The following is a 25,044-nucleotide window of genomic DNA, read 5'->3' on the forward strand; positions in this document are numbered from 1 at the left end:
TTCCCAATCCGTCAGCCTTTGAGCGCTTCGAGCATTGCCGGGGCGCCCGAGCTTGTAACCTCACCGGGCGCGCCCTCGACATTTACGATTTCGATCTCGCCGTTGCGGATCAACAGCGAGGCGCGATTGAAGCGCATGCCGAGGCCGCCGCCGGTCAGGTCGCGTTCAAGTCCGAGCGCGTTGGCGAGCTTGCCCAGACCATCGGCGATAAATTCGATCGTGCCAAGTGCTCCTGTCGCTTCCGCCCATGCCTTAACCACGTGATGATCGTTGACCGTGCCGCAAACGATCTTGTCCACACCGGCCTCCCTCAGCTGATCGGCGGCCGCCAGATAGCCGGGCAGATGGTTGAGATGGCAGGTCGGCGTAAAGGCCCCCGGCACGGTGAAAAACACCACGGTTCCCGTGCTCAGGATATCGGCGCTGGTCGCATCTTCAACGCCGTTTTCGGTCACCTTTTTCACGGGCACCGAAACAATGGGCTGGCCGGGCTGGATCGTCATGGAAGTCCTCAAGCTATTCATAAGACAGACACAAGACGAATACGGCCAGACTAAGGTTGGCCGACGGCGCCCGCGTGCACTCGATTCGTTTCTGTCATAGGAGAATTCTCGACCCGCGTCGAGGCTGGCAAGGGCGCTTTGCCCGCTATGAAGGGCCTATCGTCAATACCCGGTGAGCGGACGGACAATCTCAAATGGTCCGTCTTTGCTGTTGAAGGTGAACAGGGCCGAGCCACCACGCAGCGCTTCCGGCCCGGCGCGCCCAAGAAGAGCAAAGGACAATCGGCCCGGCGCTACGATCTCCGGCTCACCGAAAACGAGGGGCGAGCTGGAAATATGAGCGATCACGGAGGTGTAGTCGAAGCCGGGATCGAGGAGTTCGACGATGAGCGCTTCGGCTGTCATGTCAAACCGAGCTTCTCCCAATATGCCCTCGCCATCATGAGGCAACGGGACGGCGGCCAGCGCCTGCCTGATGCGAAAATCGTTGGGGCCATCCGGCGCATCAAGCGCGGGCGCTATCTCAAGGCTGACATTGGCCGGCACGCAGATATCGGAACAGATGCCCATTGTGATATCGGCCACAAGGACGGGAGCATCACCGTCAATCGCAACAGCGAGCGGAAACAGGACGTGGCCGTAGAACGCGTGGTCGAGATAGCCTTCAGCAATCTCGCGATCGGGATAGGGCCATGCAATTTCGACCTCGCCAATGTCGCGTGACCCTGCGGTTTCGATGACCAGGGGCAATCCTGTTTCACCGGGCACACGCCAATAGGTCTTGGTATCGGCGGGCATCTCGATTTCAAGGCCCATCCAGACCATGCCGTCATCGCCCAGAATGTCAGATGAAACGAGCCGCACCGAAACGTCCGGAGCAACCTCCACCCATTCGGTTTCCGAGGCCAGACACGGCCCGGCGGCGGACAAGGCAGCAAATATGGCAATCACGCTTTTCATGGAAAAACCATTAGTGGAGCAATGGGGCATGGGAAAGGGATGTTCGATCATCGCTTCGTGATCGTTGGGGATTTGAAACCCGGCAGGAAAGCTTTACGTTTATAAATGGGCGGTGGACAGAAAGTGAGTTGGTATGGACACGCTCAAGGGACAGTTCCTCGTCGCAACGCCCGATATCGGCGACGAGCGTTTTGCAGAGGCGGTAATCTATCTCGTCGCGCATGGCGAGGACGGCGCGATGGGGCTGGTCGTCAACCAGCCAATGGACGATATGCATCTCTCGGACGTTCTCGCCGAGATCGATCTCGAGGACGATAACGACGCCATCCGTATCCCCGAAAGGCTTTTGCATCAAAGCGTGTTCAAGGGCGGCCCGGTCGATTCTAGCCGGGGCTTCGTCCTGCACACCTCGGACTATTTCCGCGACGGAAATTCCTTTGCCGTGGACGGGGACGTGTGCCTGACGGCAACGCTCGACGTGCTGCGCGCCATGATGTCGGGCAAGGGTCCAAACGCCAGCCTTTTGGCGCTGGGCTATTGCGAATGGAGCGCGGGTCAGCTCGAGAACGAATTGCGGACCAATGGCTGGCTCACCGCAGCTTCTTCCAAGGAATTGTTGTTTTCCCTGCCGGCGAGCAAGAAATACGAAGCGGCGCTGGCAGCGCTGGGCGTCACCCGCGCGACCCTCAGCCCCGTTGCCGGCAACGCCTAGAGCCGGTCAGGATTTGATTGAATCAAATCCTCGGCTCTAAACCTTTGTTTTGTCGCGTGTCCGAACCGCAAAACCGTTTCCACTTTTGCTGGACACGCTCTAGGCCGATTTCCCTGACAGCTGAGCCTGTAACCGGCGCTGCAGTTCGGCGCCGGGCATGGCTGCGCCGAAGGCGAAGCCCTGGGCGTAACGGCAATTGAGGCTCTTGAGCCGGGCAATCTCGTCCTCAGTCTCCACCCCTTCGGCGATCATTGCCAGATCGAGTTCGCGCGCCAGGCTAACGACGGAGTTGATGATCGGGATCTGGGTATGGGAAATGCCGCTGTCATCGCGGATCTGCACGAAAGGCGCCGGCAGCTTGATCGTATCAAACGGGAAGCGGTGAAGGTATGAAAGGGATGAATACCCGGTCCCGAAATCATCAAGCGCCAGCCCAAGCCCGAGGTCCTTGAACGCCTCGAGCATATAGACCGCATGCTCGGGATTGCCCATCACCTGGCTTTCGGTGATTTCGAGCTTCATGTGGCCGGCCACGGATTTGTGTTGGGCAACAAGCGTCTTCATGTCGTTGAGAAGGGTTTCGCTGGTCAGTTGCGCTGCTGAAAGATTGACCGAGACGAAGAAATTTTCCGGCAGTTTGATGGCCGAAATCCATTGCCTTGTCTGTTCGGCCGCCTCCTCGAAGGCCAGGCGGCCCAGCTTTTCGATCTGGCCCGTCCGTTCGGCCAGCGGGATGAAGGCGGACGGGCTCACCTGGCCGCGCTCGGGGTGATTCCAGCGCATGAGCGCCTCGGCACCCACTATGCGGTTCTCGTTCTGAATATCAACAATCGGCTGGTAAAGAAGCTGGAGATCTCGGCGTTCCAGCGCCTCCTTCAGGTCATCTTCAAGCGCCTGGGCATAAACGGCAATCGAACGCGTTGCGGCCCGGAAGGCCTCAATCCGATCGCCGCCATGGCGCTTGGCATAATGCATGGCAAGTTCGGCGTCGCGCAGCACATCCTCCGCCTTGACGAGCTTGTTGTCGTAGATGGTTATGCCGATCGATGCAGTCAGCGTCATATCGCGATCGCCGAAGTTGAACGGATTGCGCAGGGCCTTGCGCATCTGCTCGGCGATGTCGGCGATCTTGGATGCCGATTGCTCGGAGAGCAGAACGACGGCGAACTGATCGCCCGAGATGCGCGCCAGCGTATCGAGGGGCCGCAACAGGCGCGACAGGCGGCGCGAAACGGCCAGAAGCAGCGAGTCGGCCGCCATATGGCCGATGCGCTCGTCGATATCGGTGAATTTGTCGAGGTCGACGAGAAAGACCGCGGGCTTGACCTCGCTGAACTCGCGCGAACGCAGGAGCGCCCGTTCGAGCCTGTCAAGAAAGAGCTGGCGATTTGGCAGACCGGTGAGACTGTCGTGAATGGCATCGTGCAAAAGCCGGTCACGCCCGGCGCGCTCGTCGGTCACGTCCTGAAGCGTGCCCACGATCCGGTTGACCTGGCCGTCGCCGCCCAGCACGGGTTTGACGCGCATGCGGAAGGCGCGAAAACTGCCGTCGAAGCCGGATATGCGAATATCTGAATTGACCTTGCCGCGCTTGAGTTCGATCAGCGTATCGAGGGCGGTGCGGAAACGGTCACGATCTTCAGGGTGAACGCGATCGAGCCAGCGCTTTATCGCGCCGCGCAGGGCGCCCTTGCGCTCGCCGAGCCGAACGGCCAGTTCGTCGGAAACGTTGACCCGGTCGCGGTCAATGTTCCAGTCGAAGACGAAATCGCCCGAACCGGTCATGGCCAGCGCACGGCGTTCGACTTCCGAGAGCGCGCCGATCGAAACCTGTCCATCGGAAAAGGCATGCTGGACCGCAGTAAAGCCGAGCAGCATCACGATCAGCACCAACCCGCCGGCGACCGCTGATTGGGCGATGTCGTTGGACACCTGCCCCGACACGACCATCCAGGAATAGGTCAGCCAGGCAAGATAGATGACCCATGTGGGGACCAGAAGAACCGCGCGGTCATAGCCACGAATCGAAAGAAGCAGGACCAGGAACAGACCACCGAGCCCAATCAGCGCAAGCGATGTGCGCGCGATGCCTGCGGCCAGGGCGGGATTGAAAAAGGCATAGATAAAAAGCGCCAGGAAAACCGCCGAAAGCCCCATGGCGACGTGGGTGAACCTGAAATGCCATCGATGCAGGTTGAGATAGATGAACAGGAACGCAAACAGGGTTGTGGCAAGCGCGGCCTCCGCCGCCGCGCGGAAGGGCTGAATGAGGGCATTGGACACGCCGATCAGCGGGCCGAATATGCCAAAATCGATCAAAAGATAAGCCAGCACGGCCCAGGCCAGCAGCGCGGTCGCCGGGAAAACGCCCCTGCCCTTGACCACGAACATGATGGTCAGAAACACCGCCGCAAGACTTGAAATGCCGAGCACGGTGCCGCGGAACAGCGTGAAAGAATTCTTGTAGTCGCGATAAGCATCGGGTTCCCAGAGATAGAGCTCAGGAAGCGTGCCGGACTGCAATTCGGCCACCAGAGTAACCGTAGCCCCCGGATCGATCACTACGTCAAAGACGTCGGCTTCGGAATCAGGGACGCGTTCGGGGCGCAGCCCGTGGCTGGGGGTCAGCGCCGTTATGCGCGCCGAACCGAGATCCGGATGGAAAACCCCCGAGCCGGGCAGCCGGAAATAGGGCGCAACAAGCAGGCGCTCAATCTGCACGTCACTTTCGTTGCGAAGCGCGAACACAGCCCAGTTGGGATTGGCGCCCTCGGTAATCGAGACAATCTCAATGCGCCGGATAATTCCGTCTTCGCCGGGGGCGGTGCTGATCTGAACGCGGCCGTCCTCGCCAGGCAAGACGTCGAGCGCCGCGCCGAGATTGACCGCATTGATTCCTTCGGGAATGGTAACAACCTCGAAGGCAGCCGCCCGTTCCGTCAGGCCGGCCAGTGCCACAAACAGCACTGCCAGAAAGACAAGAGAACGAGCGGGCTTAAACGTCATTAATCAACGATCCTAATTCAAACGTCAGTGGTAGCGGGATTTGTTGCTGTTTGGCAATCAAGCGGAGACGGGTTTCAACCGGCGAGTTCGTTGAAGTGCTCACGGGTGAGCGCAAACAGCATGTGATCCCTCCACTCGCCGTTGATCTGAAGGTAGTTTTCAGCAATTCCGATTTCGCGGAAACCATTGGCCGACAGGACGCGGCGTGACGCCGTGTTGTCGGGCAGGCAGGCCGCCTCGATGCGGTGAAGATTCAAACTGTCGAAAACAAACGGCAAGATCAGGGCAACCGAGCGCGTCATTATGCCCTTGCCCGCGAACTGTTCGCCCATCCAGTAGCCCAGCGTGACGTTCTGGAAAGCGCGCCGCCGGACATTGGACAGCGTCATACCACCGACCAGCGTCGACAGCCGCCCGCTCTGGGTAAAGATGAACAGGGAAAACTCCGTGCCATAAAGCGCATCGCGGCGATTGCGGCGCACGCGCGCGGCAAAGCTTCTGTTGGAAAGCTCAGCCTCGGACCAGCGTGGTTCAAAGGGCGTGAGGAAAGTCCGGCTATCCAGTCTCAGCTTGCGCCATGCCGGATAATCATTCTGGCGCGGCGACCGCAGCAGGAGGCCATCACCACGAATTTCCGGAGTGGTCTGGCGGATGGCCGTAAAGGTGAACATGGAGCGGTGGCTCCTATTTGAAACTGTCCGCGACACGCGAATAGTCGGGAATGCCCGTGACCGGACCGATGCCCGCAATGGCCGGTTTCGCCTGGGAAAACATCTGGCTCGCAACGTGGCGAACGCGTTCGGCATCAATACGGTTGATGCGGTCGACGGTTTCCTGGAGCGGAATCGGGCGGCCCCACAAGATCTGCTGGCGCGCCAGCTGGCCGGCTCGTGAGGACGGGCTTTCAAGCGACATCAGGAGGCCCGCCCTAATCTGCGCGCGCACACGGCTGACCTCGGCATCTGTGATGTCACGGGTCGATTTCTGCAATTCCTCAAGCATGACGGGCAGAAGTTCTTCAACGTCTTCGGCACCGGTCGCCGCCGCGACGCCGAACACGCCGCTGTCGGCGAAAGCCCAATGGAAAGCATAGACCGAGTAGCAAAGACCGCGCCGCTCGCGCACTTCCTGGAACAGACGCGAACTCATGCCTCCGCCAAGGATCGAGGACAGAACCTGGGCAGCATAAAATCCATCGGAATTGTACGCCCTTCCCTCCAGGCCGAGCACGATATGGGCCTGCTCGTGGTCCGAGATTTCCCTGAACTCTCCACCGACATAATTGGCCTTTTCGGGCACGGGCGCGCCGGTGCGCTTGAGCTGGTGGAATCGGTCATTGGCGAGATCGACCAGTTCGTCGTGGTTGACGTTGCCGGCCGCCGAAATGACCATCTGGTCGCCCACATAGTGCTGGTCCATGTAGGCGCGGATTGTGTCGGCGTTGAAGCCGCGTACCGAGCCTTCCGTGCCCAGAATCGTCCGCCCGATGGGCTGGTCGGGAAAGGCCGCTTCCTGAAACAGATCGAAGACGTGATCGTCGGGGTTATCGTGGGTCGCCCCGATTTCCTGGCAGATGACGCGTTGTTCGCGGGCCAGTTCGTTCTCATCGAAAACGGAGTTCTGCAGGATATCGGCAAGGATGTCGGCGGCAAGGGCCACGTCGTCTTTCAGGACGCGGGCGAAGTAGCCGGTATGCTCGATCGAGGTCGCCGCGTTGATGTCGCCGCCCACCGATTCGATGGCCTCGGCGATCTCGCGGGCAGTCCGACGCGTCGTGCCCTTGAAGGCCATGTGCTCGAGAAGGTGCGAAACACCGTGTTGCTGCTCGGTTTCGCTGCGCGAACCGGACTTGACCCAGACACCCAGCGCCGCGCTTTCGAGGTGCGGCATGGCGTCGGTAATAACGGTCATCCCGTTATCGAGGGTCGTTGTGCGTACGGTCAAAATCAGTCCTCCCAGGCGCGTGTCTTGGCGCGGATATAGTCTTTCACGATGGCTTCGTCATTGGCCAGCACCGTGAACCGTTCCTCGCGGGTTCCCAGATCGGCCATATGATCGGGTAATTGGGGGTGGCGGCCGGTCGCCGCCTCGACGGTTTCGGGAAACTTGGCGGGGTGAGCGGTCGAAAGGGTGACGAGGGGCGTGTGGCCGAAATTGAACCCTCTCGCCACAGCGACACCGACGGCCGTGTGCGGATCGACAAGATAGTTCGATTGAGCCAGAACGTCGGAAATTACGGTCCTGGTGGCCGTCTCGTCGGCCATGCCGGACCCGAATTCCTCACGGATGGTATCGAGCGCGGGCTCGGGGATGGTAAATCCGCCGGACTGGGCGAGCGAAGCAAACAGTGCTGCGGTCTTGTCACCATCGCGATCCAGCGCTTCAAACAGCAGGCGCTCGAAATTCGACGAGACTTCGATATCCATGGAGGGGCTGGCTGTCTGGGCCACGCCTCGCTTGTCGTAGCGCCCGAACTTTACCGCGCGGCGCAGGATGTCGTTGGAATTGGTGGCGATCACAAGCTTTTCGATAGGCAGGCCCATGCGCTTGGCGACATATCCGGCAAAGATGTCGCCGAAATTACCGGTGGGAACAACAAAAGTGATCTTGCGGTGCGGCGCGCCAAGCGCAACGGCGGACGTAAAATAATAAACAATCTGCGCCGCGATACGGCCCCAGTTGATCGAATTGACGCCACTGAGCTTGGCGCCGTCCCGGAAGGCGAAATCATTGAACATGGCTTTGACGACGGCCTGGCAATCGTCAAACGTGCCTTCGAGCGCGATGTTGAAAACATTGTCGTCAAGCACCGTCGTCATCTGGCGACGCTGGATTTCCGAGGTACGACCCTTGGGATGGAGGATGAAAATGTCGGTGTTCTGGCGACCGCGGAAAGCCTCGATGGCGGCCGAGCCGGTATCGCCGGAGGTGGCACCGACAATGGTCGCGCGCTCGCCGCGCTGGCCCAGGATGTGATCGATTACGCGCGCCAGGAACTGCATGGCGACGTCCTTGAACGCCAGGGTCGGGCCATGCCAGAGTTCGAGCACGAAGTGGCCCGGCTCGAGTTCGACCAGGGGGGTGACCGAGGGATGATTGAACCCGGAATAGGCGGACTTGATCATCGCCTTGAGGTCGGCCTGATCGATCTCTTCGCCCACGAATTTCGAAATCACGGCAAGCGCGACATCCTGATAGGGACGGTTGCCGAAATTGTGGATCTCTTCGGCGGTGAACCGGGGCCATTCGGCGGGAACATAGAGCCCGCCATCCCGCGCCAGTCCGGCCAGCACAACGTCACAAAATCCGAGCGCGGGCGCCTGACCGCGCGTGCTGACATACTGCATTAGAGAAGCACCCTCCTGGACATCGGGACGCACCCTAATTGTCCTTTTCTTCATGAGCAAGATTTCTGGGCCGCCGCTGGCGCCACAGCCAGAAACCGAGCATGATCGGCGTGATGGCGGCAAAAAGGTACCAGGTGCCGGCATATTCAAGATGCCGGTTGGGAAAGGTAATCTGGGTTTCACCACCCTGGGGCAGTTCACCGGGTTCACCGGCGATCCTGTCGAGCGTTACCGGCGCTATCGGCCCGACGTCATCAGCGAGAAACGCGGTGAGGCGATCGGGATTGCGAACCCATTCACGACCCGCAGCGAAATCAGGTTCAGGCGTAAAGCTGTTTGCCTGTTCGGGGCGCCGCGCGATCGCCTCGATCGTTATCTGGCCTTCGGGCGTATTGCCGTCAGCCGCGACGTCGGCGACAGCCGCGTCGGGCACAAAGCCGCGATTGACCCAGACGGTCCCGCCCTCGTTGAGGGAAAACGGTACCATCACCCAATAGCCAACCCCGCCATAGCGGCCAGCCGGATCGGGCAGGTTGGTGAAAACCAGCACGGCTTGGGAGTTGTCGAAGGTGCCGGTCAGTTCGAACCGCGTAAAATCCAGCGTCTCCGGATCAAGCGCAGCCCAGTTGCCGGCGGCGGGAAACGGTTGTGGCTCGAGATCGAAGCGGGTCTCAACCGCTGCAATCAGCGCTTCCTTTTCAACGAGGCGCTCGACCTGCCAGGTGCCCAGCGCAATGAACAGAACCATAAGCCCTGCCATCAGCACCACGAAGCTGATCTGTGCGAAGCCCCAACGCGGTCGGATTGGGCTGGCATCCGTCATCAGGGCATTTTCGCTTTTTCCTGAATCGCTCAAGCTGCTCTATGTCCTTGTTGGCCGCGCAGTCGAACCGAAAAAGTCTGCAACTTTTTCTGACTGCGCTCTTGGTCCTTGTTAGCCGCGCAGCCGAACCGAAAAAGTCTGCAACTTTTTCTGACTGCGCTCTTGGTCCTTGTTAGCCGCGCAGTCCAACCGAAAAAGTCTGCAACTTTTTCTGACTGCGCTCTTGGTCCTTGTTGGTGGCGCGGTCGAACCGAAAAAGTCTGCACCTTATTCTGACCGCGCTCTAGCTGTCGTCCCGTTCGCCCAATTCGCCGCCGGGTCGGGCACCGGTCTTGTATTGCAGGCTTATCATCACGCCCTTGAAGGGCCGCAGCATCAGCAGCGACAGGATCAGGGTCATGGGCAACCAGATGGCGAGTTGGGCCACTGCCGGCCAGCCGAAAAGCGCATCTGTGATGAGCCAGCCGACAATGACTATGGTGCCAACCGGAAACATGATGAGCACCGCAGGACCATCCCCGCTATCGGCGAAGGAAAAATCGAGGCCGCAGGCGTCGCAGGTTTCAGCGACCGCTAGAAAGCCGGAAAAAAGATGGCCTTCGCCACAACGCGGACAGCGGCCCTTGAGTCCGGTCGCGAGTGGGGAAAGCCCCTCAGAATGTTCAGCCATGTGATATGCCGGGACCGCTACAAGCGCTCCCGGCCTTTCCTAGAGATTAGTGGCCGCCGATCGTCGCGCCCCATGAGCCCCAGACATAGATCGAGGAGAAAAGGAACAGCCAGACCACGTCAACGAAGTGCCAGTACCAGGCGGCGAATTCAAAGCCCAGATGCTGCTTGGGCGTGAACTGGCCGACATAGGCACGGATCAGGCACACCAGAAGAAAGATGGTGCCGATGAAGACGTGGAAGCCATGGAACCCGGTGGCCATGAAGAAGGTGGCGCCATAGATGTTCCCCGAGAACGAGAAATGGGCCTGGGTGTATTCGAGAACTTGAACCGCCGAGAACAGGGCACCGAGCAGCACGGTGAGGACCAGGCCCCATTTGAGACCCTCCCGATCGTTTTCCAGAAGCGCATGGTGCGCCCAGGTGACCGTTGTGCCCGACAGCAGGAGAACCAGCGTATTGAACAGCGGCAGGTGCCAGGGGTCGAACACTTCCACGCCCTGCGGCGGCCAGACACCGCCTGTAAAGGCGACGCGACCGACCTGCGCGATTTCATCGGGATAGAAGGCGGCTTCGAAATAGGCCCAGAACCAGGCGACGAAGAACATCACTTCCGAGGCGATGAACAAGATCATGCCGTAGCGGTGGTGAAGCTGGACGACCGGGGTGTGATAGCCGGTATTGGCTTCCCTGACGACGTCGGACCACCAGGCGAACATGGTATAAAGCACGCCAACCAGCCCGGCGGCGAACAGCCAGGGCACTCCGCCGTGCATCCACATGATGCCACCGACCGCCATAAGAAAGGCCGAGACGGAGCCCACGAAGGGCCAGGGGCTCAAATCTACCAGGTGGTAGTCATGGTTCTTTGCATGGGCTGCCATGTTGGGTCTATCCCCCGTTAGGAATCGTGAAATGTGTAAGACAGCGTAATCTGGCGGATTGTACGCAGTTCGGAATTTTCGTCGAGATCGGGATCGATGAAGTAGGTCACCGGCATCTCGACGGATTCATTGGGCGCAAGAACCTGCTCGGTAAAGCAGAAACACTCGATCTTGTTGAAATAGATCCCAGTGTTTTCCGGCGTCACGTTAAAGCTCGCGGTTGTGCGCAGCGGTTCATCGGAAAGGTTGGTCGCGCGATAGGTGACTGTCGATATGGTGCCGATCGCGTTGGTCTCGACACTGGCCGGCACCACGCGCAGCGGCATGCCGCCATCGACGGTCGAATCGAACCTGACGGCCATTTCGCGGGCGATGACGCCCTTGGCGTTATCCTCGGCCACCTGCGTGGTGCCACCATATCCGGTGACGCGGCAGAACATGTCGTAAAGCGGCACCGCCGCGAAAGAGAGCCCCAGCATGAATGTCGGGATGCCGACCAGCCAGAGGAGCGTCTTCCTGTTGCCGCCGGAGGCGGCGCCGTGATCGATCGATGCCATGATCAGAGCTCCCGAACCATGACTTCGGGACCGATATTGATGATGGTGATCGCGTAAAAGATCGCAACGAGAACAACCAGCGCGATGCCGATGGCGATGGAACGCTTGCGGCGGCGCTTGAGGAAAGCTTCCTTCTGCTGTTCGGTCAAATTCTGCTCGACGGTCATTAGAGTACTCCGAACCATCTGATCAGGCCTACATCGGCCAGGAGCGCTACGAACAACACAGACAGGTACAGCAGGGAATAGGTGAAAAGGACGCGGGCCCGCCGCTTCATCTCAACGCCTTGAGAAAGGCGCAGACGAACGGCAAGGACCGAGAACACGACGCCGAGAATGGTCGCGGCGGTTGCGTAGAACCAGCCCACCAGACCGGTAAGGACTGGCCCGAAGCCGATAGCGGTCAAAAGGACCGTATAGACGACAATCTGGTTCTGGGTGGCGCGTTCGCCGGCGACATTGGGCAGCATCGGAATGCCCGCGGCCTCGTAGTCGCCTTTCTTATAGAGCGCCAGCGCCCAGAAATGGGGCGGGGTCCACAAAAAGATGATCATAAACAGGATCAACGCGTCCCAGGAAACCGTACCCGTTACGGCCGCCCAGCCGATCATCGGTGGGAACGCGCCGGCCGCGCCGCCGATCACGATGTTCTGCGGCGTCGAGCGCTTGAGCCACATCGTATAGATGACGACATAAAAAAAGATCGTGAACGCAAGGAGACCGGCAGCCAGCCAATTGGTGGCAAGGCCAAGAGTGGCGACGGAAAAACCAGACAGCGTAATGCCGAAGACTAGAGCGTTCTCGCGCGTCACGCGGCCCGAAGGTATCGGGCGGTTGAGCGTGCGGCTCATGATGGCGTCGATATCGGCGTCATACCACATGTTGAGCGCTCCCGAGGCACCTGCCCCGACAGCGATGCAGAGAATGGCAATGAACCCGATGACCGGATTGATGCCACCGGGGGCCACCAGCATGCCTACGAAACCGGTAAAAACGACAAGCTGCATCACCCGGGGCTTCAAGAGCTCCAGATAATCTTCCACCCGCCCGCCCAATTGGACGGCTGTGGTTGGATTGCTGTCGTCTGCGTAAGCCAATGTGAGGTTCCGGCTCGGGTTTAATATCAAAGTGCAACCCGGTTTCCCGGGTTGCTCTATTTCGGTTCGGGTCTTTGGCCGTGCCTACTTGAAGCGCGGCAGGGTCTCGAACTGATGGAATGGCGGAGGTGAACTCAAGGTCCATTCCAGTGTGGTCGCACCCTCTCCCCAGGGATTATCCGCTGCCTGACGCTTTTTGGCGAAGGCCTCGAAGATCGAATAGAAGAAAACCAACATGGCAGCGAGTGTAACGAGGTATCCCCAGGACGAAACGCTATTCCACAGCGCATAGCTATCGGGATAGTCGATATACCGACGCGGCATGCCGGCCAGACCCAGGAAGTGCTGCGGGAAGAAAATCAGGTTCACGCCGATAAACATGATCCAGAAATGCAGCTTGCCCAGGAACTCACTATACATCACACCGAACATCTTGGGGAACCAGTAGTACCAGCCCGCAAAGATAGTGAATACGGCGCCCAGCGAGAGCACATAATGGAAGTGGGCGACCACGTAGTATGTGTCGTGCAGCGCCCGGTCCGCACCGGCGTTGGCCAGCACCACGCCCGTCACACCACCCACGGTGAACAGGAAGATGAAACCAACGGCCCAGAGCATGGGGGTGGTGAAGCGCAGCGAGCCCCCCCACATGGTGGCGATCCACGAGAAGATCTTAACGCCTGTCGGGACCGCGATAATCATTGTCGCGGCAACGAAATAGCGCTGCGTGTTGAGCGAGATGCCAGTCGTGTACATGTGGTGCGCCCAGACGATGAAGCCCACAGCACCGATCGCGACCATGGCCATCACCATGCCCAGATAGCCAAAGATGGGCTTGCGCGAGAAAGTGGAGATGATGTGACTGACAATGCCGAAGCCCGGCAGGATCATGATGTACACTTCGGGGTGACCGAAGAACCAGAACAAGTGCTGGAACAGGATCGGATCGCCACCGCCGGCCGGATCAAAGAACGCGGTGCCGAAATTGCGGTCCGTCAGCAGCATGGTGATGGCGCCGGCCAGCACCGGCAGAGCCAGCAGCAGCAGGAACGCTGTGACCAGCACCGACCAGGCAAAAAGCGGCATCTTGAACATGGTCATGCCAGGGGCACGCATGTTGAGGACCGTGGTGATGAAGTTGATCGCGCCAAGGATCGAGGACGCGCCGGCAAGGTGGAGCGAAAGGATCGCGTAATCCATGGCCGGGCCGGGCTGACCCGACGTCGAGAAGGGCGGATAGATCGTCCAGCCGCCGCCGACACCCATGGCGCCCGGAGGGCCCTCCATGAACAGGCTCATCAAAAGCAGGATGAAGGCGGGCGGCAGGAGCCAGAACGAAATGTTGTTCATGCGCGGGAACGCCATGTCAGGCGCGCCGATCATGAGAGGCACGAAATAGTTGGCAAAGCCGCCGATAACCGCAGGCATCACCATGAAGAACACCATGATCAGACCATGCGCGGTCGTGAACACGTTGAACATGTGCTTACCGGCATCGATGGACGCATCACCGCCAACACCGTAAACCATCTGGGCAAGGCCGGGGAAAATCTGGATACCCGGCTCGGCCAGTTCCCAGCGCATGAAGCCCGAAAGCGCGCCGCCGACGATGCCGGCGATGATCGCGAAGATCAGGTACAGGACGCCGATGTCCTTGTGGTTGGTCGAATAGACCCACCGCTTCCAACCGGCGGGAGTTCCGTGTGCGGCATCGGAATGAGCTGCTTCAGCGTGTGCCATGTTCTTACCTTTTAATTCTCTTGCCGCTTACTGGATCGACGCCATGAGCGCTGTGTTGGCATCGGCCAGGCTACCCTCTTCCGCCGCAGCCAGCCATGCATCGAACTGATCCTGTTCGACGACGCGCACCGCGATGGGCATGAAGGCGTGATCCTTGCCGCAAAGCTCGGAGCATTGACCGTAGTAAATGCCGGTTTCGCGCGCATAGAACCAGGTTTCATTGTTACGGCTGGTGACCGCGTCAACCTTGACGCCGAAGGACGGTACGGCGAAGGCGTGCAGCACGTCCGCGGCAGTGACCAGCACGCGAACAGTGGTATTGACCGGAACGACCAGTTCATTATCAACGGCCAGAAGGCGCGGCTGATCGGGCTTGCTGGCTTCGCGCTGCTCTTCATTGAGCATTATGGAAACGAAGTCGACGCCCTCGTCCATATATTCATAACCCCAATACCACTGATAACCGGTAGCCTTGATGGTCAGGGACGGCTCGGGAACCTCCACGTCGCCACCGAATATCTGCGACCCCAGATAAGTGCGCTCGCCATCGGGAATGGTCTGCTGGTCAGCCAGAACGCCAAAGGACGGAATGGCGATCACAAAGAGGATCAGCACGGGTACGACCGTCCAGACGATCTCGATGAGCGTGTTGTGCGTCACTTTCGATGGCGTCGGATTGGCGCGCTGGTTGTAGCGCACGATCACGACGATCAGCAGCGCCAGAACCAGCAGGACGATCGCTGTGATGATCCACATCAAGAGGTTGTCATGGAACGCGATGATCGAGTCCATGATAGGGGTAACCGAAGGCTGAAAGCCGATCTGACCGGGAGCGGCGTGACCAGCCTCCTGAGCCGAGGCAATTGCCGGAATCAGCGCAAAAAACAGCGCGGCGAGTGAGGCTCTGACCAGACGGAAAGAAAATCCTGTCACCTGGACTTCTCCTGAACATAATTTTGTTATTGCGCTCCCTAGCATGTCCGCTCCGCGCGGCAAATGCCGCACGCTCCCGACTCATGTTGGGGTGCCCGATTTTTCTCGTGGCAGCTAAACCACATGTTTTTGACCAAGGCAATTGGACTGGGGGTCACATTTCGTGCGTCAAATTGCGCCAATGGCGCCTTATGGGTGCCCCAGTTGTGAGATTTGTCCCCGGTTTGGCCCGTCCATGTTGACAAGGACCGCTCCCCTGCCCGACACATCGACAACCCGCCCGCTTGCCGGGACATGCCAGGAGACAATAGCTTTCATGCGCCATCTCGCACCTCTTGCCGCCATTGTGGCCTCTCTTTTGCTCACCGGCCCGGCAATCGCGCAGGGTGCTGTCCGTTCCCAGCACGGGGACTGGCAGATGACCTGCGACCTGGTCCCGGGAGCGACCGACGAACAATGTGCGCTGATTCAGAACGTCACCGCCGAGGACCAGCCCAATGTCGCGCTGTCGGTGATCGTACTCAAGACGGCCGATCAGGAAGCGCGTCTGTTGCGCGTGCTGGCGCCGCTGGGCGTTCTCTTACCAAACGGGCTCGGGCTCAACATCGACGGCGAGGATCTTGGGCGCGTGGCGTTCGTTCGCTGCCTACCCAATGGCTGCGTTGCCGAAGTGGTCATGGACGACGCGCTGATGGGCCAGCTCTCGGAAGGCGAGAGCGCGATCTTCATTGTGTTCCGCACCCCCGAGGAAGGCATCGGCATCCCGGTTTCGCTCAACGGGTTCGACGAGGGCTTTGCCGCCCTGCCGTAAGACTTGGCCAGCGCGTTGCCAGACCACAGGCACGAAAAAGCCGGACCGCAAGCGGTCCGGCTGGGCTAGGAAACAAGGTCAAAGGCAAAATCGACCCTGTTTCGGTCGGGCTACCCTAGCGGTCAGTCGCACCGGCAAAATGCGCAAGGACCAGGAGCCCGATCAGGGCTTCAGCAAGGGGTCACCGAAGCCATTGAGTTGCGCGCGCGTTGCGGCGTGCATCGAGAAGCTGGCTAGCGGCGACACCGCCCTGGCGCATTGCTTCCGCGATATCGTAACGGGTCAGACCCATGTCGCTCAGCAGCGATGCATCCATCTGCATCATCGAGCGAAGAGTCGACCGGCGCATACCGGCACCGGAGCGGGATCTGAAATTGAACAGGGCCATGACCTTTACTCCATCACCCCATTTCCTATCGTTTTGATAGAGTTTAATGGGCGGCTTGTGTCTGACCCAGTAGATAGGGGCTTGCCCTCCATTATTCAAACAAATAGATTTCATTCTCACGATCAATTTTTGTGATGGATTTGGCTATGGCCAGCCCCCTTGATCTGGACCAGTTGCAGACCTTCTGCGCCATCGCCGATTGCGGCAGCTTCACCGAGGCTGCGCGACGGGTCTACAAAACCCAGTCGGCGGTTTCGATGCAGATCAAGCGGCTCGAAGAGCGGTTGGGACAGGCCCTGTTTCTGCGCGACGGGCGCAAGGTCTCGCTGACCACGGACGGCGAAGCACTTTATGCTCGGGCCCGGCGCATGCTCAAGATCAATGCCGAGATCGTCGACATGTTTTCCAAGGACGACCTCGTCGGCAATATCCGCTTTGGCGTACCCGACGATTATGCGGTCAAACTGCTGCCGGTGATCCTGTCGAGTTTCCAGCGCACCCATCCGCGCATCACCGTCGATGTGCGCTGCCAGCCCTCCGAGGAGCTTCTGGCCGGCATGCGGTCAGGGCGCTACGACATAATCGTCTTCACACAAGGCACCATGCACGAGTTCGGCGAGTTGTTCCGCACCGAAAAGATGTATTGGGTGGCTAGCCATGGCGGCCGCGCGCTGGCATCAGACCCCCTACCGCTGGCGTGCGGGCCGTCCTATTGCACGTGGCGGGCCGATGCTGTCGAGGCGCTCAACCGCATCAATCGCGATTTCCGGGTGGCCTATACCTCCTCGAACGCCACGGCGATCTCGTCGGCGGTACTTTCGGATCTTGCAGTCGGCTTCCTGCCTGAAAGCGCGCTACAGCCAGGAATGCGGGTCATTTCTCAGGATCAGGGGTTGCCGCGCCTCAACGACGCACAGATTGCTTTGCTGCGCGCATCGCACGCCTATGGCGGAATTTACGATGCTCTGGCCACTCATATCGTCGAGAGCATGGGCAATTTGCCGGGCTCTTATTATTTGCGCGACGAAGCTGCCGCGGAGCCTTCAGCCGCGGAGTAGCGGGTCAATCCTCGAACAGGTCGGCGGTCACATCGATCCCCTTGCGCCTTGCCTCACGCATGGTGGCCGTCATTGCCCTGGTGTCGCGCTCGAAGGCGCGCGCTTCGACCAGCCGGTCCTCGGGAGCGGCGTTGGCGCCTGGCAGGTGCAGCTCGAGCAGGCGCGCGCGCTCATTGTTAACTGCGGCGCCGATGGTCAGGTAGCGCAGGATAGCCTCAAGCTCGGCCTCGGAAAATCCGGAGGTCATGAGGGCGCCAATCTCTTCGAACTGCCCGAATATCCGCGCGACGATGGTTCTCGTGAACGGGGTCAGTTCGACCCAGATCTTGCGCCGGTCGGTTTCGTCGCGCTTGCGCACGATATATCCGGCCATCTCCAGGCGGTCGATCAATGCTGTCACGGCCCCGGTGGTCAAACCCGCCTTTTCGGCCAGTTGGCCGGCCGTCATCCGCTGGTTCTGATCGATCAGATCGAGGCAGCGTCCGTCGGTCCGGTTGATGCCGAGGAACCGGTTCATAACTTCGTCGAAGCGCGCATTGGCCACCTGGTCCAACCGCACGGCCTGAGAGAGGCGCCCGCCAATCGACATGCCGCTTGACACTCCATTATCTTGATCGTTAAAATACTTATATATCAAGTTATTGCGATGGGCCAGCCGAAAATGACGACAGAATTTCCGGAGACGATGATTTCGGCTCACGGGCTGAAGCGGGTCTACAAGACGGGGAAATCGGAAATCAACGCGGTCCGCGGCGTCGACCTGACGGTAAAGCGGGGCGAGATTGTTGGTTTTCTCGGTCCGAACGGTGCAGGGAAAACCACGACGCTAAAAATGTTGTGCACGTTGCTCGAACCCACTGACGGATCGGGCACCGTCGCGGGTTGCGACCTGCTCACCGATACCGAAGGGGTACGGCGGCGCATCGGTTATGTTTCGCAATCGGGCAGCACGCTGGGCGACGCGTTGGCGGGCAACGAAATCGTAGACCATGCACGGCTTTACGGCATCGACAAGAAGACCGCCACCGAACGCGGCAAGGCGCTGCTGAGGGCCCTCGACCTCAAGGGAATCTGGGATCGCAAGTGCAATGCACTTTCAGGTGGACAGCGGCGACGGCTCGACATCGTCATGGGCCTCATCAACGAACCCATGCTCGTGTTTCTGGACGAACCTTCGACCGGGCTCGACCCGCAGAGCCGAGCCAACCTATGGGGGCATATCAGCAAATTGCGCGACGAGATGGGCACCACAGTGTTCATCACCACACACTATATGGACGAGGCCGATCAACTCTGTGACCGCATTCTGGTCATGGATCATGGCGAGATCGTCGCCGAAGGTACGCAGGCCGAACTCAAGAAGAAGATATCCGGCGACATGGTCAGCATCACTGTGGCAGACGAGATCCATATCCCCATTGCCGCCGAACTGGCCGGAAGGCTTGAAGGGGCCGACACCCCGATCATCGAAGGGTGCATGGTCAGCCTGCACGTGCCCGAGGGTGGCTCGGTATTGCCACGACTCTTACGTGAGCTCGATCGCAAGGACGTCGAAATCATCGGCGTGGAACTCAAACGCCCTACCCTCGACGACGTGTTTCTGACCCTCACCGGGCGATCGCTGCGCGAGGCGGCGTAAAGGAGGACGCTGCAATGCGCTATTTGAACGAAACTTTCGTGGTCTTCCAGCGCCAACTACGCCTGTCGCTGGCCAACCCGACATGGATGGCCATTTCCATCCTGCAGCCAGTTCTCTATCTTACGCTGTTCGGACCCCTGCTCCAGCAAGTGGCGCTGACACCCGGCTTTCCGGCCGGCGACGCCTGGACGGTTTTCGTCCCGGGATTGCTGGTCCAGCTGGGCATTTTCGGCGCGTCGTTCGTTGGTTTCGGGATTATCGCCGAATGGCGTTCGGGGGTCATCGACCGCATGCTCGTCACCCCGGCCAGCAGGTGGTCACTCATCGGCGGACGCGTGCTGCACGATACACTGATGGTCATGGTACAGGGCGCCATCCTGGTGGCCGCAGCGACGCTGATGGGCCTGCGGGCGCCAATTGAAGTTATTGTCCTGGGGCTCGTTCTTGTGGGCCTTCTGGGCGCCGCGTTCTCGGCCATCTCCTATGGCGCGGCGCTGTCGCTCAAGAGCGAGAACGCCTTTGCTCCGCTCGTCAACATGTTCGCGCTGCCCATCCTGTTGCTCTCGGGCATTTTATTGCCAATGACGCTCGCGCCGGGCTGGCTGCGGGCCGCATCCGACTTCAACCCCATCAAGCACGTTGTCGAAGGGCTGCGCGCCGTCTATCGCGGCGAGATACTTGCACCCGCAACGCTGATCGGTTTTGCCATTGCGCTGATCTTTGTGCTGATCGGCGCCTGGTTCGGGGCTCGGGTGTTCAAGGCCCAGACCAAATAGTCAGGCGGCGTGGCGGGCCATGCCATAGTCGGAGAACACCCGGCTGATATCGCCGTTCCATTCGCCGTGATAGAGGTCCAATAAGCGCTCGGCAGGCGTCTTGCCTGTCTCGATCGTGAAATCGAGGGGCTTGAGGAAAACCGTTTCGTCGGCGCCCTCCCAGTTCAGCTTGTTGCGGGCCTTGAGCCCCGACCGCGAAATGGCCAGCGCCTGCTTGGCGATGTCGAACAGTGTTCCGTCACGGAATGGAGTCTTGAGCGCTAGACGTGGAACGTCGTTACGCAGCGTCTGGCGCTCCTCCTCGGTCCAGTCCTTGACCAAATCCCAGGCTGCATCGAGTGCGGTCTGGTCGTAGAGCAGACCGACCCAGAATGCCGGCAGCGCGCAGATACCTTGCCAGGGCGCGCCATCGGCACCGCGCATTTCGAGGAACTGTTTCATACGCACTTCGGGGAAAAGCGTGGACAGATGGTCTTCCCAATCCTTGACCGTGGGCAACTCGCCGGGCAGCTGCGGCAGCTTGCCGTCAAGGAAAGCCCGGAAGCTCTCTCCCGCGCAGTTGATATACTCGCCATTGCGGATGACGAAATACATCGGCACGTCGAGCGCATAATCGACATAGCGCTCAAAACTCATCCCGTCCTCGAACGCGAAAGGCAGCATGCCCGTGCGGTCCTTGTCGGTGTTGAGCCAGATGTGAGAACGGAACGAGAGCAAGCCGTTGGGCTTGCCATCGAGGAAAGGAGAGTTGGCAAACAGGGCCGTCGCGACGGGCTGCAGCGCCAGGCTGACCCGCATCTTTTTGACCATATCCGCCTCGGAGGCGAAATCGAGATTGACCTGCACGGTGGCCGACCGGAACATCATGGAGGTGCCGAGCGTGCCGACCTTTTCCATATAGGGCTTCATGATGCCATAGCGACTTTTGGGCATGAGGGGAATGTCGTCGAGCGTCCATGTGGGCGTTACGCCCAGGCCCAGGAAATCTATGTCCATCGGTTCGGTGAATTTGCGCAAGAGCTTCAGGTGTTCATTGGCCTCGGTGCAGGTCTGGTGAATGGTCTCCAGCGGCGCGCCTGAAAGCTCGAATTGCCCACCCGGTTCGAGCGAAATCGCGCCGCCACCCAATGGGTTGTTGAGCCCGATCACCTTGTCGCGATCATAATAGGGGAGCCACGCGGTTTCGGCTTGCACCTTGTCGAGCAAGGCGCCAATTCCATGCTCGCCCTCATAGGGCACTGGCCGATGGTCGTCGCGATAGAAAGTGAATTTCTCGTGCTCAGTGCCGATCCGCCAGTCCGATTTCGGCTTGTTGCCCCGCGAAAGCGCTTCGATCAATTGGCGTTTGGATTCGATCGTGGGCGAAGGCTTGTCGGCCATAGAATACCTCGGAAGAATGGGCATGGTCCCATGCCAGAGCGGCGACAATAGCGGGCGCCGATTTCAGATCAATACCCTTTATCGTAATCTTACGATAAATCTACCAATCGCCGACGACGGCCTGAATCAATGCCAGGGCAGCCACAGCGGCAGTATCAGCGCGCAGGATTCGCGGCCCCAGGCTGATCGGCACGACAAAATCGAGCCCCAGCAATCGCTCACGCTCCTGCTCGGAAAACCCGCCCTCCGGGCCGATCAAGAGGCCCAATCGCTTGCCTTTGAGGCGGGTCAACGTTTCGACCGGAGAAGCCGATGCGGCAGCTTCGTCACAAAAGATAAGGATGCGATCCCGGTGATTATCGGGCCAACCGGCCAGAAGTTTGTCGAAACCGATCTCGGGCGAAATAAGGGGTACGCTCAGCACCTCGCATTGCTGGGCGGCCTCAATGGCGTGGGCTTTGAGCTTGTCGGGGTTAAGGCGGGCATTCTGCACGTAACGGGTGATAACCGGCTGGAGGGTGCCAGCGCCCATTTCGGTTGCCTTCTGAATCTCATAGTCGAGACGCTTGATTGGCGCGAAGCCGAACCAGAGATCGTTGGCCGGTGTTTGTTCGGAGGAGCGCTCGATCAAACGCAGCGCCACCAGTTTTTTGGCCACCTGCACAATTTCGGCAAGAAAGGCGCCGTCCTTGCCATTGAAGACGACGCAGTTATCTCCCGCGGTCCGCCGCAAGACGTTCACCAGATGGTTGGTCTGGTCCTTATCCAGGGCGATTTCCGCATCGCCGGAGAGCGGTGTTTCGACATAGAGGCGCGGCAGGGTCTTATGGGTACGCGGCATGGAGCTGTTGACTTGAGCTTGTGAGCGGTTAGAGCCTTTTTGCCAGACAATGATGCGGCACAAAAGGCTATCCATGCACGAGAACACTCCCGGCACTGTCGCCGATGCCCCCAAAGGCAACTGGGTCGACCGGTACGCACCAGCCTATGCCAAGCCTTATCTGCGCATGTCGCGGCTCGACCGGCCGATAGGATATCAGCTGTTGTTCTGGCCATGCGCCTACGCATTGGGACTGGTCAGCGTCGCGACGGGCAGCGCATTCAACTGGTGGCATCTGGTGCTTTTTTTCATTGGTGCCATTGCCATGCGCGGCGCAGGTTGCACGTTCAACGATATTGTCGACCGCGATATCGACGACAAGGTGGCCCGTACGCGGTCGCGCCCCATCCCGTCCGGACAGGTCAGCGTCAGGCAGGCCGCCGTTTGGCTGGTCGCGCAATCGCTGGTCGGGCTTGCGGTGCTGGTCCAGTTCAACGGGTTTGCCATTGCTCTGGGCATCGCCTCGCTTGGGCTCGTGGCAATTTATCCCTTCATGAAGCGGGTGACGTACTGGCCACAGCTTTTTCTCGGGCTGGCCTTTTCCTGGGGCGCTCTGTTGGGCTGGGCCACCGAGACCGGAACCCTGGCCTGGCCGGCCGTAGTTCTCTATCTGGGGTGTATCTCATGGACCATCGGGTACGACACCATCTATGCGCTGCAAGATGTCGAAGACGATGCGCTGATCGGGGTCAAATCCACGGCGCGACTGGCGGGCGCGAACGTCAAGCCGTTTGTTGCCGCATTTTACGGACTGGCCGCGATCCTGTGGGGCGTTGCGGCGCTGATGGTGGGCGCGGGGCCGGTGTTTTTCGTCCTGTTCCTGGTGACAGTGGCGATGCTGGCCTGGCAGGTGGTGACGATTGAGCGCACCAACGGTGAGCGCAGCCTGATGCTGTTCAAATCAAACCATTGGCTGGGCGTCGCGCTGACAGCGGCCTTCGTTGTCGAGGGCCTTTTCCGGGCCGTATAACGCCCAAGGCCCCGCCGGTGGCGGGGCTGTGCCTGTTGTGGAGGTCGCGACTATGCCTGCTTTTCCCCGGGCTTGCGGCGGCGGGCAAAGCGGGTACGGCGCTCGGCTTCAGCTGAAAGCATGCGTCGGCCGTTCGAATTGCCAACCATGACGCCGTCGATCTGCTGGGAATAGGCAACGAGCGCGCCATCGCCGGAACGAATAAAAAGCGGCAGGCGCAGTTTGCGGCCCCAGTTCTGCCATTCGGCCACGACGTTGGAATTTCCGTCTTCCTCAAAGACCCGGTAGTTCAGGTCTTCGTTCGAATGAACCAGTTCAATCGCGCTGGACAGATTGCCGTCGTCCGTAATCCGGGTGGAAACGGCAACGCCGACATATTCGGCAACCGGCACCTTCATCTTGACCGTCACGCCGCTCTTGTCGAGCTTGCGCCGCACGGTCACGGTCATCATGTCATCGCGCCGGCCATTGTCGTTGGCCGGCCGGTGCGCCAGATGCCGCGGATAGATCGCGCCTTGCAAAAGAGTCGATGGAAACCCATCGACGATCATGCCGAAAACCATTGTGAGCCTTCCTGTCAACTTCCGAGAGCTTTTTGTTTTTTGGTGCTCTCTTTTCGTTGAAGCCAATCTAGCGCGGCGCTCTCATCATCGGCTTAAAAAACGGGGTTAAGTTTCTCTTGTGTCAAAATGGGTTAGCGGAATCTCACCCTGTGTAAGAAGCGATTAACCGCGCAGCTTGCGCACGCCCGATTATCGGCCTAACAAGGGCAAAAGTGCCGCCCGCGCCAGCGGAGGGCGCGCGTGACACTGATCGGTTTGGGAGTGGGCATGCCCACCACTGTCCCCAAGGGCATCGAAAACGACATCAAGTTGCTTAAGTCGGCAGCGGTCCATGCGGGGATCATTGCGCTCGGTTTTTTCAGGACCGAGATGCGTACCTGGACCAAGAACATCAGTTCTCCGGTTTCGGAAGCCGATATCGCCGTCGACAATTTCCTGTCCGGTGCCCTGAGGGCCGCACGGCCCGATTATGGATGGCTCAGTGAGGAAACCGCGGACTCCTCTGCTCGCCTCGAAAATCAGCGCATCTTCATCGTCGATCCCATCGATGGAACGCGCGGATATATACGCGGGGAAGATAGCTGGACGATTTCGCTCGCCGTGGTCGAAGACGGGGTAGCGATCGCCGGTGTTGTCTATGCACCGGCGCGCGATGAAATGTATGTGGGCGGACTGGGACTGGGGGCGATGTGCAATGATGTGCCCTTGCAGGTGCCTCAAGCGCGCTCTGAGGCTCCCCTTATCCCTGCGCCGGCCGCTGTCCATCACGAACTCGCCGCCCTCGGGCTGAATTACACCAAGGGCCCGGCCTATCCCTCGCTCGCCTACCGATTGGTACAGGTGGCAGCCGGCAAGCTCGATGCGGCGGTTGCACGGCGCGGTGCACAGGATTGGGATATCGCGGGCGCCGATATCATCCTTTCAGAGGCGGGTGCGCGGTTTGAGGACGTGTGCCGGGGCACGCCACGTTACAACGGTGCCGACACGCGCCACGCGGCGCTTGCCGCCACCGCCGACGTTTCACTATTATCGCCCTTGTGCGATGCCTTGCGCGTCGTTTATGGCTGCCCGCAACCCGATTCCGACAATCCAGAACGACAGGCTTAAGGCATGAGCGAAGCACCGGCAAAACAACTGCTCCACCTCGTGATCGGGGGAGAGATGTCCGCCCTTGAGGGCGTCGAGTTCAAGAACCTCGATGAAGTCGATATCGTGGGCGTCTATCCCAATTATGCTTCAGCCTATGCTGTCTGGAAGCAGAAGGCGCAGATGACTGTGGACAACGCCGAGATGCGCTATTTCATCGTGCATATGCACAAGCTGCTGGACCCGGCCCAAACCAGCTAAAT

General features: G+C 59.7%; 27 protein-coding genes. 8 read left to right on the plus strand and 19 right to left on the minus strand.

Features of this window, described 5'->3' with window-relative positions; genetic code table 11:
- Window positions 1-11 precede the first annotated feature (11 nt).
- On the minus strand, window positions 12-503 hold the full coding sequence (locus tag ACP148_RS11620) for a peroxiredoxin (RefSeq protein WP_421952546.1): 492 nt from the start codon (window positions 501-503) through the stop codon (window positions 12-14).
- A 162-nt stretch (window positions 504-665) separates the two neighbouring features.
- Entirely contained in the window at window positions 666-1,463 is a 798-nt protein-coding gene (locus ACP148_RS11625) for a protein-disulfide reductase DsbD domain-containing protein (RefSeq protein WP_421952547.1), read from the minus strand.
- 133 nt (window positions 1,464-1,596) lie between these two features.
- On the opposite strand from ACP148_RS11625, the gene ACP148_RS11630 reads away from it, so the two are divergent.
- Window positions 1,597-2,175 (plus strand): YqgE/AlgH family protein, encoded by a 579-nt coding sequence (locus ACP148_RS11630; protein ID WP_421952548.1) that lies wholly within the window; start codon window positions 1,597-1,599, stop codon window positions 2,173-2,175.
- A gap of 99 nt (window positions 2,176-2,274) precedes the next feature.
- Here the strand turns inward: ACP148_RS11630 and ACP148_RS11635 are convergent, their stop codons facing one another.
- The 12 genes from ACP148_RS11635 to coxB form a co-directional block, all read right to left on the minus strand.
- Window positions 2,275-5,181 carry an EAL domain-containing protein gene (locus ACP148_RS11635; protein ID WP_421952549.1) on the minus strand — a complete coding sequence of 969 codons (2,907 nt, stop codon included), beginning with the start codon at window positions 5,179-5,181 and terminating at the stop codon, window positions 2,275-2,277.
- 74 nt (window positions 5,182-5,255) lie between these two features.
- Complete coding sequence (locus tag ACP148_RS11640; protein ID WP_421952550.1) at window positions 5,256-5,852, minus strand: GNAT family N-acetyltransferase; 597 nt, start codon at window positions 5,850-5,852, stop codon at window positions 5,256-5,258.
- Between the two features lie 13 nt (window positions 5,853-5,865).
- Window positions 5,866-7,125 (minus strand): M16 family metallopeptidase, encoded by a 1,260-nt coding sequence (locus ACP148_RS11645; protein WP_421952551.1) that lies wholly within the window; start codon window positions 7,123-7,125, stop codon window positions 5,866-5,868.
- Window positions 7,126-7,127: 2 nt separating this feature from the next.
- A complete protein-coding gene (gene thrC / locus ACP148_RS11650) occupies window positions 7,128-8,528 on the minus strand; it encodes a threonine synthase (RefSeq protein ID WP_421952552.1) in 1,401 nt (466 codons plus the stop codon).
- 34 nt (window positions 8,529-8,562) lie between these two features.
- The gene (locus tag ACP148_RS11655; protein WP_421952553.1) at window positions 8,563-9,384 is read right to left on the minus strand and encodes an SURF1 family protein; all 822 of its coding nucleotides are present in this window, start codon (window positions 9,382-9,384) and stop codon (window positions 8,563-8,565) included.
- Window positions 9,385-9,634: 250 nt separating this feature from the next.
- Window positions 9,635-10,021 carry a DUF983 domain-containing protein gene (locus tag ACP148_RS11660; protein ID WP_421952554.1) on the minus strand — a complete coding sequence of 129 codons (387 nt, stop codon included), beginning with the start codon at window positions 10,019-10,021 and terminating at the stop codon, window positions 9,635-9,637.
- 46 nt (window positions 10,022-10,067) lie between these two features.
- On the minus strand, window positions 10,068-10,904 hold the full coding sequence (locus ACP148_RS11665; RefSeq protein ID WP_421952555.1) for a cytochrome c oxidase subunit 3: 837 nt from the start codon (window positions 10,902-10,904) through the stop codon (window positions 10,068-10,070).
- Between the two features lie 17 nt (window positions 10,905-10,921).
- Window positions 10,922-11,461 carry a cytochrome c oxidase assembly protein gene (locus ACP148_RS11670; RefSeq protein WP_421952556.1) on the minus strand — a complete coding sequence of 180 codons (540 nt, stop codon included), beginning with the start codon at window positions 11,459-11,461 and terminating at the stop codon, window positions 10,922-10,924.
- 2 nt (window positions 11,462-11,463) lie between these two features.
- Window positions 11,464-11,628 carry a hypothetical protein gene (locus ACP148_RS11675; protein WP_417580050.1) on the minus strand — a complete coding sequence of 55 codons (165 nt, stop codon included), beginning with the start codon at window positions 11,626-11,628 and terminating at the stop codon, window positions 11,464-11,466.
- Entirely contained in the window at window positions 11,628-12,557 is a 930-nt protein-coding gene (locus tag ACP148_RS11680) for a heme o synthase (RefSeq protein WP_421952557.1), read from the minus strand. Before ACP148_RS11680 ends, ACP148_RS11675 begins: the two co-directional genes overlap by 1 nt.
- A gap of 84 nt (window positions 12,558-12,641) precedes the next feature.
- The gene (gene ctaD / locus ACP148_RS11685; protein WP_421952558.1) at window positions 12,642-14,297 is read right to left on the minus strand and encodes a cytochrome c oxidase subunit I; all 1,656 of its coding nucleotides are present in this window, start codon (window positions 14,295-14,297) and stop codon (window positions 12,642-12,644) included.
- Window positions 14,298-14,324: 27 nt separating this feature from the next.
- The gene (gene coxB, locus ACP148_RS11690; protein ID WP_421952559.1) at window positions 14,325-15,230 is read right to left on the minus strand and encodes a cytochrome c oxidase subunit II; all 906 of its coding nucleotides are present in this window, start codon (window positions 15,228-15,230) and stop codon (window positions 14,325-14,327) included.
- 316 nt (window positions 15,231-15,546) lie between these two features.
- Here coxB and ACP148_RS11695 point away from each other — a divergent pair, with 316 nt between their 5' ends.
- A complete protein-coding gene (locus ACP148_RS11695; protein ID WP_421952560.1) occupies window positions 15,547-16,041 on the plus strand; it encodes an invasion associated locus B family protein in 495 nt (164 codons plus the stop codon).
- A gap of 181 nt (window positions 16,042-16,222) precedes the next feature.
- Here ACP148_RS11695 and ACP148_RS11700 read toward each other — a convergent pair whose 3' ends face one another.
- Complete coding sequence (locus ACP148_RS11700; RefSeq protein ID WP_421952561.1) at window positions 16,223-16,429, minus strand: DUF1127 domain-containing protein; 207 nt, start codon at window positions 16,427-16,429, stop codon at window positions 16,223-16,225.
- Window positions 16,430-16,575: 146 nt separating this feature from the next.
- On the opposite strand from ACP148_RS11700, the gene ACP148_RS11705 reads away from it, so the two are divergent.
- On the plus strand, window positions 16,576-17,487 hold the full coding sequence (locus tag ACP148_RS11705; protein WP_421952562.1) for a LysR family transcriptional regulator: 912 nt from the start codon (window positions 16,576-16,578) through the stop codon (window positions 17,485-17,487).
- Window positions 17,488-17,491: 4 nt separating this feature from the next.
- On the opposite strand, the gene ACP148_RS11710 is transcribed toward ACP148_RS11705, so the two are convergent.
- Window positions 17,492-18,076 carry a MarR family winged helix-turn-helix transcriptional regulator gene (locus ACP148_RS11710; RefSeq protein WP_421952563.1) on the minus strand — a complete coding sequence of 195 codons (585 nt, stop codon included), beginning with the start codon at window positions 18,074-18,076 and terminating at the stop codon, window positions 17,492-17,494.
- A 72-nt stretch (window positions 18,077-18,148) separates the two neighbouring features.
- On the opposite strand from ACP148_RS11710, the gene ACP148_RS11715 reads away from it, so the two are divergent.
- Together ACP148_RS11715 and ACP148_RS11720 are read left to right on the plus strand one after the other, a co-directional pair.
- Window positions 18,149-19,126, plus strand: coding sequence for an ATP-binding cassette domain-containing protein (locus ACP148_RS11715; RefSeq protein ID WP_421952564.1), 978 nt, complete (start codon window positions 18,149-18,151; stop codon window positions 19,124-19,126).
- A 14-nt stretch (window positions 19,127-19,140) separates the two neighbouring features.
- Window positions 19,141-19,902: an ABC transporter permease gene (locus ACP148_RS11720; protein WP_421952565.1), complete on the plus strand. Its 762-nt coding sequence runs from the start codon at window positions 19,141-19,143 to the stop codon at window positions 19,900-19,902.
- Here ACP148_RS11720 and ACP148_RS11725 read toward each other — a convergent pair whose 3' ends face one another.
- A complete protein-coding gene (locus ACP148_RS11725) occupies window positions 19,903-21,282 on the minus strand; it encodes a glutamate--cysteine ligase (RefSeq protein WP_421952566.1) in 1,380 nt (459 codons plus the stop codon).
- A gap of 100 nt (window positions 21,283-21,382) precedes the next feature.
- On the minus strand, window positions 21,383-22,123 hold the full coding sequence (locus tag ACP148_RS11730; RefSeq protein WP_421952567.1) for a 16S rRNA (uracil(1498)-N(3))-methyltransferase: 741 nt from the start codon (window positions 22,121-22,123) through the stop codon (window positions 21,383-21,385).
- A 73-nt stretch (window positions 22,124-22,196) separates the two neighbouring features.
- On the opposite strand from ACP148_RS11730, the gene ubiA reads away from it, so the two are divergent.
- Window positions 22,197-23,132 (plus strand): 4-hydroxybenzoate octaprenyltransferase, encoded by a 936-nt coding sequence (gene ubiA / locus ACP148_RS11735; RefSeq protein ID WP_421952568.1) that lies wholly within the window; start codon window positions 22,197-22,199, stop codon window positions 23,130-23,132.
- Window positions 23,133-23,182: 50 nt separating this feature from the next.
- Here ubiA and ACP148_RS11740 read toward each other — a convergent pair whose 3' ends face one another.
- A complete protein-coding gene (locus ACP148_RS11740) occupies window positions 23,183-23,695 on the minus strand; it encodes a DUF6101 family protein (RefSeq protein ID WP_421952569.1) in 513 nt (170 codons plus the stop codon).
- 267 nt (window positions 23,696-23,962) lie between these two features.
- Between ACP148_RS11740 and ACP148_RS11745 the strand changes: the two genes are divergently transcribed.
- Together ACP148_RS11745 and ACP148_RS11750 are read left to right on the plus strand one after the other, a co-directional pair.
- Entirely contained in the window at window positions 23,963-24,802 is an 840-nt protein-coding gene (locus ACP148_RS11745) for a 3'(2'),5'-bisphosphate nucleotidase CysQ (protein WP_421952570.1), read from the plus strand.
- A gap of 3 nt (window positions 24,803-24,805) precedes the next feature.
- Window positions 24,806-25,042 carry a DUF4170 domain-containing protein gene (locus ACP148_RS11750; protein ID WP_014129672.1) on the plus strand — a complete coding sequence of 79 codons (237 nt, stop codon included), beginning with the start codon at window positions 24,806-24,808 and terminating at the stop codon, window positions 25,040-25,042.
- The last annotated feature ends 2 nt before the right edge of the window (window positions 25,043-25,044 follow it).

Origin of the sequence: Pelagibacterium sp., assembly GCF_965249125.1 — a bacterium.
Classification (GTDB): domain Bacteria; phylum Pseudomonadota; class Alphaproteobacteria; order Rhizobiales; family Devosiaceae; genus Pelagibacterium.